Source organism: Lapidilactobacillus achengensis (genome assembly GCF_003946655.1).
In the GTDB taxonomy this organism is placed as follows: domain Bacteria; phylum Bacillota; class Bacilli; order Lactobacillales; family Lactobacillaceae; genus Lapidilactobacillus; species Lapidilactobacillus achengensis.
Window position 1 is genome coordinate 86,404 of the sequence record NZ_RHOV01000001.1, and the last position, 11,100, is coordinate 97,503.

10 protein-coding genes are annotated in these 11,100 nt (G+C 51.5%); 1 reads left to right on the forward strand and 9 read right to left on the reverse strand.

All coding sequences use genetic code 11. From position 1 onward, the window contains the following. Positions 1–74 precede the first annotated feature (74 nt). From EKM94_RS00375 to EKM94_RS00415, 9 genes are all read right to left on the reverse strand, one after another. The gene (locus EKM94_RS00375) at positions 75–1,154 is read right to left on the reverse strand and encodes a carbamoyl phosphate synthase small subunit (protein ID WP_125595790.1); all 1,080 of its coding nucleotides are present in this window, start codon (positions 1,152–1,154) and stop codon (positions 75–77) included. Next, a complete protein-coding gene (locus EKM94_RS00380) occupies positions 1,151–2,470 on the reverse strand; it encodes a dihydroorotase (RefSeq protein ID WP_125595792.1) in 1,320 nt (439 codons plus the stop codon). The genes EKM94_RS00375 and EKM94_RS00380 overlap by 4 nt, the downstream gene beginning before the upstream one ends. After that, positions 2,467–3,429: an aspartate carbamoyltransferase catalytic subunit gene (locus EKM94_RS00385; RefSeq protein WP_125595795.1), complete on the reverse strand. Its 963-nt coding sequence runs from the start codon at positions 3,427–3,429 to the stop codon at positions 2,467–2,469. The genes EKM94_RS00380 and EKM94_RS00385 overlap by 4 nt, the downstream gene beginning before the upstream one ends. A gap of 256 nt (positions 3,430–3,685) precedes the next feature. Beyond that, positions 3,686–4,222, reverse strand: a complete 537-nt coding sequence (gene pyrR / locus EKM94_RS00390) for a bifunctional pyr operon transcriptional regulator/uracil phosphoribosyltransferase PyrR (protein WP_125595798.1) — start codon at positions 4,220–4,222, stop codon at positions 3,686–3,688. A gap of 129 nt (positions 4,223–4,351) precedes the next feature. Beyond that, entirely contained in the window at positions 4,352–4,804 is a 453-nt protein-coding gene (locus EKM94_RS00395; protein WP_125595801.1) for a hypothetical protein, read from the reverse strand. After that, a complete protein-coding gene (locus EKM94_RS00400) occupies positions 4,801–5,106 on the reverse strand; it encodes a hypothetical protein (RefSeq protein ID WP_125595804.1) in 306 nt (101 codons plus the stop codon). Before EKM94_RS00400 ends, EKM94_RS00395 begins: the two co-directional genes overlap by 4 nt. A gap of 214 nt (positions 5,107–5,320) precedes the next feature. Further along, positions 5,321–7,012: an oleate hydratase gene (locus EKM94_RS00405; RefSeq protein WP_125595807.1), complete on the reverse strand. Its 1,692-nt coding sequence runs from the start codon at positions 7,010–7,012 to the stop codon at positions 5,321–5,323. 341 nt (positions 7,013–7,353) lie between these two features. After that, entirely contained in the window at positions 7,354–8,232 is an 879-nt protein-coding gene (locus tag EKM94_RS00410; protein ID WP_125595810.1) for a DegV family protein, read from the reverse strand. 303 nt (positions 8,233–8,535) lie between these two features. Beyond that, positions 8,536–8,988, reverse strand: a complete 453-nt coding sequence (locus EKM94_RS00415) for a MarR family winged helix-turn-helix transcriptional regulator (protein ID WP_125595813.1) — start codon at positions 8,986–8,988, stop codon at positions 8,536–8,538. A gap of 108 nt (positions 8,989–9,096) precedes the next feature. On the opposite strand from EKM94_RS00415, the gene EKM94_RS00420 reads away from it, so the two are divergent. Then, positions 9,097–10,836: an Rqc2 family fibronectin-binding protein gene (locus tag EKM94_RS00420; protein WP_125595816.1), complete on the forward strand. Its 1,740-nt coding sequence runs from the start codon at positions 9,097–9,099 to the stop codon at positions 10,834–10,836. The last annotated feature ends 264 nt before the right edge of the window (positions 10,837–11,100 follow it).

The window sequence follows — 11,100 nt, forward strand, 5'->3', positions numbered from 1 at the left end:
TGCTGATGGCATTTAACTGGGGCTCGGGTGGACGACAGGCGATGGCAGGTTATTACCGTCCACCTAAGCGTGACTCAAGCACGTTTCGTGGCCGTGATCATTTCGATGAACTCATCGAAGAGATGCGTGGCGTCGTGGGGACCGGGAGTGGCGTCCGGATGGAACTGAACGGAGAACGCGGGATAGCGGCGATGGCGGAGTCCTTCGATCGTTTGATCATTTAATTCTTCGTGAGTCACCAGGAGATCGGTGCCAGCCAAGGAGGCCGGGTCGACCGCAAAGCCGTGATTTTGTGAGGTGAAATCGATTCGACCGGTGGCGATTTCGCGGACGGGATGATTGCCGCCGCGATGTCCGAATTTCATTTTGAAAGTGGTGGCGCCATTGGCCAGCGCGAACAGTTGGTGGCCAAGGCAGATGCCCATCAAAGGGATTTTACCTTGGATCCCGCGAATCAGCGGCAAGGCGGCGGGAACATCTTGAGGATCACCGGGGCCATTACTGAGCAACACGCCATCAGGAGCCAGCGCTAACAGCTCAGCGGCGGTGGTCGTCGCCGGTAAGACGATCACATCGCAATCCCGCGCGGCTAATTGGCGCAAGATACTGTGCTTCAACCCGAAATCGATCACGGCGATATTATAACCTTTACCAGGACTGGGATAGGCCTTGGTCGTGGCAACTTGGGCGACCTGGTTACGAGCCAAGGGGGTCGCGCTGATCGCTTCGATTTGCGCCGGTGTAGGCAACTCATCAACTAACCGCGCCTTGAGCGTGCCTGCTTGGCGGATCAGTTTAGTCAATTCGCGCGTATCCACCTCGCTGATCCCCGGAATCTCCTTCTGCCGGAGAAAATCAGCCAAGGGTTGGCGTTGGCGCCAATTGCTGGCCAACCGCGCCACCTCACGAACAACGACCCCGGCGCAAGTGGGATCGATTGCTTCAGAATCGTCCCGGTTGATTCCACAATTCCCGATCAGCGGATAAGTAAACATGATCAGTTGACCGCAAAAAGACGGATCGGTCAACGATTCTTGATAGCCGGTCATCCCGGTGGTGAACACCAACTCCCCGGTAACCGCGGCCTGGGCTGCCCCGAAAGCCACGCCGGTGAAGACTTGCCCCGTTTCTAAAACTAAATAACGTGCGGTCATCTTTGGACCTCCTGACGTTGATAAACAAATTGCCCGGCCACCATGGTCGCGACGGTGTGGCCAGCAACGGGCCAGCCAATGAAAGGTGAATTTTGACCTTTGGAGGCAAATGTTTGAACCATGATTGGCGCAGTGTGATCCAGGTCGAAAAGGGCCAGATCAGCGGGACCACCAACAACCAAACGGCCAACTTGATTGAGTTGGAACAGCGCTGCGGGTCGTTGGCTAAGCCAGTTCAACAATTGGGCCAAGGTGAAGATCCCGGTTTGGACGAATTTCGTATACAACAACGCGAAGGCTGTTTCACTGCCGACAATCCCGAAAGGCGCTTGGCGAAAGCCTTGCTCTTTTTCAGCTTGGCTATGAGGCGCGTGGTCGGTGGCGATGCAGTCGATCGTCCCGTCTAAAAGCCCCGCGACCATGGCTTGGCGGTCGGATTCGGTGCGTAGCGGCGGGTTCATTTTGTAATTGGCGTCATCACCGGGAATGTCTTGGTCGGCTAGGAGCAGATGGTGGGGACTGACCTCACAGGTGACCTGGACGCCCGCGGCTTTAGCCTGGCGGATCAAGGTCAGTTCCGCGGCGGTGGCCACATGGCAGACATGGTAATGGACCCCGGTCGCTTGGGCCAAAACTAAATCCCGCGCCAATTGGGCCGTTTGGACGACCTCTAGTAAACCTGGCAGTCCTAATTCCCGAGCTTTGGCCCCGGCGTTGAGGACCCCACCATGGCGCAGGCTGTCATCTTCCACGTGAGCGGCCACTGGCTTATTCACTGCTTTGGCGGCCAACATCGCCCGATACATGGTGTCAGCGGTTTGGATTCCGGAGCCATCATTGGAGAAAGCCAGCACACCGGTTGCGGCAAGCCCAGCAAAATCCACCAACTGATCCCCACGGCGGTCGGTGGTCAAGGTGGCGTATTGCCCAATGTGCACCACGCCCTCGGTCTGGTTACGTTGATTCATCACGGCCAGTTGCGCCGGTGTATCTGGCGCTGGGGTCAGATTCGGCATGGCGCCAATATAGGTGAAGCCACCTCGAGCCGCGGCCTGGCTACCAGTGGCAATCGTTTCTTTGTAGGTTTGCCCAGGATCTCGCAGGTGCACGTGCAAGTCGACTAAGCCGGGACTGACCAAATGGTGCTCCGCGTCAAAAATCTGCCCGCTAAAGTTAGCGGGGATCGGGATCTCGGTGGCCATGGCGGTGATTTTGCCCGCTTGGATCAGCAGTTCTTGTGGTTGCAACTGGTTGCCGCCGGAATTGATCTGGGCGTTTTTGATCAGGATTGTGGTTGATTTAGAGCTGTTCGTCATTGCGTTACCCTCCTGTTTGATTTGAATTTGACATCATTGGCTTGCAAAACGGTTTCGATCATCGCCATGCGCACGTACACGCCATTTTGCATTTGTTCGTAGTAGCGAGAATGGGGACTTTCCACCAGGCTGCTGGCCAGTTCCACATCGCGATTGATCGGACCAGGATGCATGATGATTGCTTGGGGCTGTAATCGTTGCGCCCGCGCCTCCGTCAGCCCATAAGCTTGATGATAAGCGGCCGCGCTGAAAGTCTGGTTTTCCGCTGATTCTAAGCGTTCATGTTGGACCCGCAGCAACATCAGCACATCGACGGCGCCCACCAACTCATCCAGCGGGCGATATTCCCCATAACGATCGAATTGCGTTTGGTACCATTGCGCCGGACCGGAGAAATAAAGCTCGGCTCCCAGCGCTTGCAAAATTTCCATATTGGAACGGGCGACGCGTGAATGGGCGAGATCGCCGACGATCGCCACCTTTAAACCAGCGAAATGGCCAAACTCTTCGCGAATCGTCAACAAGTCCAGCAAACTTTGGGAGGGATGTTCACCACTACCATCACCGGCGTTGATCAAGGCCACTGGCAGATACGCTTGCCCCAGCAATTGTTGATAATAGGCATTCTCGGGATGACGGATCACCAGCAGTTGCACGCCTAACGCCGCCATGGTCAGGCAGGTGTCATACAAGGTCTCCCCTTTCTGGACCGAGCTACTTTGCGGTGAAAACTCGATCGTCTTAAGCCCCAAGCGCTGTTCGGCGATGCTGAAGCTGGTGTGGGTCCGGGTGCTATTTTCAAAAAATAAATTGGCCGCAAAGGTTGGCTCTTGAACTTGCGCCTGGGCGCCGGCTTTGAAAGCACTGGCCCGATCGAGTAATTGTGTCACCGCGGTTGCTGAGAAATCGGCCATTGAAACAATGGCTTTTTGCTGATTTAGCTTAGATAAAAAGATCATACTGGTCACCTCATGATGGATTATTTAATGCTATTTAGGCGTCTTGAGCGTCTAGTTGATTGCTTTTGGTGGGTAGCCGTGTTGGGGCTGCTCATCTGACGATGGGACTGGGGTTTTCCGCGCAAAATCAGCGCGGTTTTTCCTACAAAAAACGGTCACCCCACTAGTTTCCCAGAAGAATGACCGTTCGGTAAGAGCCCGACGCGAAACCATTCTGCCTCTCTCTGGGGACAATTAAATCGTTACGGTTGGTGATTTATGAATTTTTTTGAATGTAGATGCCGTCGCGACCATCGTGTTCCATGACCGCAACTTTGATTTGTTCGTCTAACGACGTGGGGATATTTTTGCCGACAAAATCGGCGCGAATCGGCAATTCACGATGGCCCCGGTCGACTAGTACCGCCAATGAAATTCGTTGTGGCCGTCCCTGACTAAGCAAGGCGTCCAAGGCCGCGCGGGCCGTCCGACCGGTGAAAAGAACGTCGTCAATCAGCACCACATGCCGGTTTTCGATCGAGACGGGCAGCGAGACCCCGTGGACTTCGGGATCGTTAGGACCAGGTTGATGATGATCGTCACGATAAAGCGTGATATCAAGCTCCCCCACCGGCACCTGCCGCCCTTCCAACTGAGTCAGGCGTTGGGCGATCCGCTGCGCCAGATAGATCCCCCGCGTTTTGATCCCGACTAAGACCAGATCATCAAGTTGGGCGTTTTGTTCGATGATCTCATAAGTAATTCGGGTCAGCGCTCGTTTCATGGTTACCCCATCAATAACTTCTTTTTCCATCTGGATCGGCTCCCTTTCCATAAAAAAATCCCCTGTCCAGTGGGCAGAGGAAGGATCCGTTTTGACACGGTTATTGCCAAGTCTAGGCAGACTTGGGCACTTATTCCTTGCTAGCCTCACGGGACTATTTTAAAGGACTGACTGATTGCAACTAGCATAGCGAACAAATCGGCTGCTGTCAAGAGGTTTTTTTGCGCAGCGCACAAGCTGGTGACTTTGATTGAGTTCATTTGAAAAGTAGCTTGTCCGCAGCTTGCGCTGCGAAATTCGGGGTGAGCTCGCTGTGGGCGCTGTTTTGAGCCAATCCGCAAAGTGCGCGGCTTGTCTCAAAATCAGGCCTTGTCCTAAGCGGCAAGCCGCCAAGGACAATTTCACGGCGATCTCACCCCGAATTTCTCCGCTCCAGCCGCTCAACGTTATAACAGTCGTTTGAGCACTCACGCCGACCGGCCAACTATTGTCAATTGATGAGGAGCCAAGCAAATGACGACCGTGGTTAGTGGTCACGGACTTTAAATTGGTGACTCCAGCGCAGTCTGTCTGATGAACTAGGACATGATCTTGATGGACTGGCTGAATCAATCTATTTCCACACATGGATTGGTTACGGAAACGAGTAGAGAAGCTCTGTTTCCAAAAATGTTCCGACCTCCTGGTCCGAATTCGTTGACATTGCCATACCACCCTAAAAAGCGGGCAATTGTTTGACCTCTAGCTTGCAAAAGCACTTCGTCAAATACCCAACTTTGATTACAGATAGGCTCAATTCTGCCTAGCAACCGGCTGGGACTGCGCGGCTCAGTGGTGAAATTGTCCTTGGCGGCTCTGCCGCTTAGGACAAGGCTCGATTTGAAGACAATTCCCACTTTTGGAATTGGCTTCAAACGATGCCCACCACGTTCCAGTCCGCAACAGCAGTCCCAGCCGGTTGCGCTTACGCGCAACACCCGCTACACCTGCAATCAGGCAACAAAAAAATCCAGATCATCAACCTCAACAGGTTAAATGATCTGGATCAAGTGAAGTGTCAGAGCTGCTAACACCACCGCAACTAGACTAGTGCAGGAAGGATAGGCCAGTTACGTTAAGAAGCAAGTGTTAACGGAACATTGTCCGCGTCGCGCGCGCCATTACCTTGGCGTTCTTCTCATAGTGATGGAGTTTCGTTAATTGACTGTCAGGAATGCCTAAAAAGTGGTAAACCGCGACTTGAGCAGCCCGGAAGGAATATTGTTCGGTGAAGACCATGTCAAATGGCATTTCCACGAATTGACTGATGAAAGCCAAGTTCTTGGATCCCTTAGGCACGACTGCAGGCCGGTCGCCGACAGCGCGTTGATTGAATAAGGCGCTGGCATATGGCATGTGTGCGGGGATCACGTTGACGATGCTGGCCATGATCTCATCCATATGGTTACGGATGTTGTCCCGGCTTGGATCGATTGCGGCCAGTTGGCCAATGAACTCTTCCAACATTTCCCGACCGGTCATTTCCATGAATAGTTTGTCCACATAATCGCCGACTTGGCGTGGGTACAAGCTGTAACCCCAGAAGACGGTTTCGTTTTCTTTTTGGGCATGGAAGTGAGGTTGATGGTGGACGACGATCGACAATAATTCATTGCTGTCAATGAAAGTATTCAGCGCGTTCCCTGGTTGTTGCTGGGTGATCCGGCAGATTTCATTCAACAGGTAATGATTGTTGGTCGTTACTGTGAAACTGGTCCATTCAGATTGTTCCCGATCACCGAAGAATTTATCAGGTTGACCTAATTGATAGAAATGGTTAGCGGCTTGTTTCCATAATTGCGCGGAAGCGGCATATTCCATATTCTCTTTCGCTGGGGTATCCATGTCACCGATCGAGCTACTATCAGTGATCGAACCATTGGTGTCAAAGACGAAATCGTCAGGATCAACTTTGATGATCCCGCGAGCGTCTTTGGCGTCCTTAGGTTGATCAACCCGTTCGTAGCGTAAGCCTTCAACGATAATATCATCGCGGAGCGGCGTGTCGGCGAACAATAATTCCGTGATCTTACAATTGTTAACGAACGTCACGCCTTGTTTCTCTAGGAAGTGGCGCATTGGCAAAATAATACTTTCATATTGGTTGTATGGAGAACGCGTGACCCCTTCCAACGTGTTGATCCGGCTGAATTCAAGGATCATCCGGTTCATGTAACGCCGCAGCTCCATCGCCGCGCTTTGCCGCTTGAACGCGAAGGTAGTTTCCCACATGTACCAGAAGTTCGTCGTGAACATATGCGGGCTCTTAGCGAACCATTCCTCAATACTGATGTTGTTCAATTCTGGTTCCTTGGATTCAGGCAACATCATCAATTTGGTCAAAAGTTCGCGGTCGCGGTTATTGAATTGCATGTGACGATAATCGTTCTTACCGCCGTTGATTCGCAATCCTTCAGTTTTATCCATCAAGCGGCCGACATCATGGGTTGGATGATCATGGTCGAAGTTCAGGATATCGTCAGTGACGCTCCAGCCAGGATGGTCTTCGGAAGGAACGGAACCTAACAGATCCCAAAGGTTCTCGTAAGTTTCTTCGTTGAGCATCCGGCCACCTTTCGCCAAATAACCCTTATTGTTGCTTAATGCCTGATTACTATATTCGTGTTCGTAATCGCTGACTTTAGCGCCATCGTTGGCACCGTGGGTTTCCAAACCATACATGGTGATTTGTTTTCCTTGCCAGTGACCATCACGAATCAGATAAAGACCTGCTGCTAAGTTACCAATACCTGTACCGATCATATAAGCTTTACGGGTCATAACTATCACTCCTTGTTTACTTTTACAGCTCCATTATAGGACCAGGGCGGCAAAAAACCATTAGACAAAACGGGAAAAGTGTCGCATTTTTGACACATTGGCCAAAGTGTCTAAAAACAGTCAGCCAAAAATGCTGAATAAACCCGTTGACCTAGTTAGGGGCTTTACTGAGCCAATGACCAAATTATGCCCGCTGAATATTAAGAAAATACCCCGAGAAAGTGGCGTTCTCGGGATATTTTCGTGATGTTATGATGAACTGTGTCTGCGCTTGGTGTGGCTGAGCGGCGAGGCGCGGTTGCGGTCGAGCCCCAAGCAGTTCTTTGGTCGACGTTGTTAAATCAGGGCTGAACCTCAGTGGCGAAGATATCCGGCATCCAGCCAAGCGCGATCGCCTTCTCACCTAAATGCGTGCCGATCACCGGTCCGAAATAAGTGATTTCGGTGACGACTTCGGGGAATTTGGCCTGTAAACTGGTTTGCCAATTTTCGGCGGCCTGGGGATCGTTGGCGTGAATGATCAACAACCGCAGCGGTACCGAACTTTGCGCTAAGTCCCGGGCGAAAATCGCCTCGGCGCGTTGATACGCACGTTTCAACGCGCGGACTTTGTCGAAAAGCACGATTTTATTCGTATCATCGGCAAATGTTAATAAGGGCTTGATCTTCAACATATTGCCCAAAACCGCGGACATATTCGATAAGCGTCCGCCGCGCACCAGGTTCTGCAAGTCATTGACGATGAAAACTTCATTGATTTGATGCCGCAATTGATCCAAACGGGCGAAGATCAGCTCCGGCGTGGCGCCGCGTTGGGCCAGCCGCGCCGCTTCGATGGCCATATAACCCAATAGCCGCACAGTGATCCCCGAGTCATAGGGCAAGACCTGCAAGTGCTTGACCTGAGGCGCCAGTGTCGCCAAAGTCTGATAAAAGCCGGAAATCGTGCTGGATAAATGGATCGAAATCACCGTATCATAACCAGCGTTAGCCAAGTTCTCATAAGTGCGCAGGAGATCGCCCACGGCCGGTTGCGAGGTACTGGGCAAGGTCTTGGCCTGACGTAACTGCTCATAGAAAGCGGCGGGCGCCAGATCAACGCCTTCTCGATAAACCCGATCATCCATGATCAACGGGATCGGAATCACGGTAATGCCGTATTGACGACATTCCGCGGCGGATAAATAAGCAGAACTATCAGTGACGATTGCGATTTTCAATGAATTAACCCCCAGAAATAAGAATGGCGTCCGCCCGATCGCGGCGACGCGGTCAGTTACTTAAGCGCCGCTTGCAGTCATCGACGTTTAGCAGTCGCTCATGGTAAAACTCGCTTGAATCTATGGTAAAATAGAACAGTCTGCCTACTAGGCTTGCGGTTTGCTTGCTCTGAATCCTTTAAGCGGTGTTGTCAGGCTTGATTAGGTTGACCAGTGTTTTTGTTAAATTTACTGGACTGGGCCCAACTCGGCAAGCTGTCGAGCTGGTCGGCACACTAAACCAGTTGACTCCCGGCTGATCCGTTAGTCCCCTTGAGTGGAGCTGGTTTTGTGGGATTCCTGCAAATGAAGTTTGGCGGTACTGCGCAACAATCGATTCAGTAGCGTGGTCAATAGCCGTTTCTCCTCTTGATCCCAGTTACCGATCAGGAATTCTTGCAAGTCGCGTAATTGCTGCTCGATTTTAGTTTGGACTTGTAATCCGGTGGGGCTTAGCTGGTAAAATCGTTGACGTTTATCGGCTTGCGTGACGACGGCCACTAAACCTTTGCTGGTCAACCCGGCCAATTGACGGCTTAAGGTGGAATTATCCAAAACCAACGTGGTCTTCAATTGGGCCAAACTGACGGTCTGCTCGGATAGCGTTAGTAATAAGCGCATTTGCGAAATTGGCAGATCCAGTTGCTCACTTAATTGTTGTTCAACCAGACGAATCTGTTGGGCCAGGTCGACGAGGACTGCGGTGAGAGCCTCCATAAGAATCAAATCTCCTCTATTTTTAAGATGATTGTATTATACAACAAAACGAATGCATAATACAACTAATAATACGAATGCTTTTTTATCAATGAAAGGAATGATTTTATGTCATTTGATGGTGTGTTTTTGCATGCGATGACGGCGGAGCTGGCAAACCAGCTGGTTGGTGGTCGAGTCGTTAAGTTGCAGCAACCCTACCCCCAAGATATTATCGTTGTGATCCGCAATCAGCGGCAGAATTTCCCACTGTTACTGTCGATCAATCCAACTTTGGCCCGGGCGCAGATTACGCGGATCCCATATGCCAATCCGAAAACCCCGCCGAATTTCGTGATGACGCTGCGGAAATATCTTGAAAACGCCACGGTGGTTGGCGTCGAGCAAGTTGCCAATGATCGGATTTTACAGCTACGGTTGCGCTCCCGAAATGAGTTAGGCGATCAGGAGGATCTTTTGCTGATTGTGGAGATCATGGGTCGCCACAGTAATATTTTCCTGGTGGAAAGTGAAACGAACCGCATCATCGACTTGATCAAGCATGTTTCACCGGATCAAAACCGTTTCCGCCTTTTGATGCCAGGAGCGCAGTATGTGCAACCGGAATTGCAGACGGGCTTTGATCCATTTGCGGCGCAGGCAATGACGGAGCAAGACTGGGAACAATTATTGTTGGCGTTGCACGATCTAAAAACCAAACCAAATCAGGTCTGGCAACGCACGTTCCAAGGGCTGGGTAAGGATACCGCAGCCGAAATCGCGCAACGGACCAGTCGTTGTCTGGATCTGGCCAGTTTGCGGGATACCGCGACCAATTTTTGGCAAAGTTTCGCCCAGCGCCAGGCGACGATCGGTGATTTCCAGGGGCAGTTGCAATTCAGCGCCATCCCCTACCAAACCATGACCGCTCAGCAAACCGATTTCGCGGATCTGAGTACAATGTTGGATCAGTTCTATGGACAAAAGGCTGAGACGGACCGCAAACATCAATTGGCCAGCAACATGTTGCAACGCCTGACCACTGTGATCAAACGGAACCAGAAGAAAGTCAAGAAATTACAGGCGACTTTGGACCATGCGGAGAACGCGGATATTGATCGGATCAAAGGTGAGATCCTGACGACTTATTTGAGTCAAGTTCCGGCCCACGCGAAATCTGTCACCCTCCCCAATTATTACGAAAACGAGACGCCGCTGGTGATCAACTTGGCGCCGGATCTGTCGCCATCGAAGAACGCGCAGAAATACTTCACGCGTTATCAGAAAGCGAAGACCGCCCTAGTGGTGGTGGCGGAACAACTGCAAGAGACTCAAGGTGAGTTGGACTATTTGCTTGGGGTTGAAGCCCAGGTTGGGGTTGGCGATCCGAAAGATTTGGTGGATATTCAATTCGAATTAGAGCAACAAGGCGTTTTGCGTCCGAATCAAAAGCGGAAGAAACAACGAATCAAGGTCAATCCGGCTGAACGTTTCTACGCCAGTGATGGCACCGAAATTCTCGTCGGAAAGAATAATCTCCAAAATGATCAATTAACTTTGAAAACCGCGAAAAAGACCGATTTATGGCTGCATACCAAGAACATTCCTGGCTCTCACGTGATCATCTCCGCCGCGGATCCGAGCGCGGCAACCATCAAGGAAGCGGCGATGTTGGCGGCATACTTCTCTAAGGCGCGACAATCCAGCCAAGTTCCCGTCGATTATGTAACGGTCAAGGCGATCCACAAGCCTAATGGCGCGAAACCCGGTTTTGTCATTTACACCGGGCAACATACTCTTTACGTCACGCCGGAATTGGCGCTCGTCGACCAGTTGCGTCAGAAACCGACTCAATCCGTTAGTAAGTAAGCCCCCTGGCTCAAACTGCCTCATTGCAGGCATGAACTAGCTCAGACATTTTCAGTACCAGCGCTAGCCACTTGGGCTCGCGCTGGTTTTTTTGCTTTCAGATTTTTCGAATTGGCGCGTTGGGTGATTTTGATTTTGCGAAATTGAAGTCGTTGGCCCTGGTCAGTCCCGATTGGCCAAATCGGACCAGCAAAAAGCCCAACCGTCATTGATGACGATCAGGCTGTTTTCTGTGTTGGCACGACGCTACCAGTTAGCGCGACG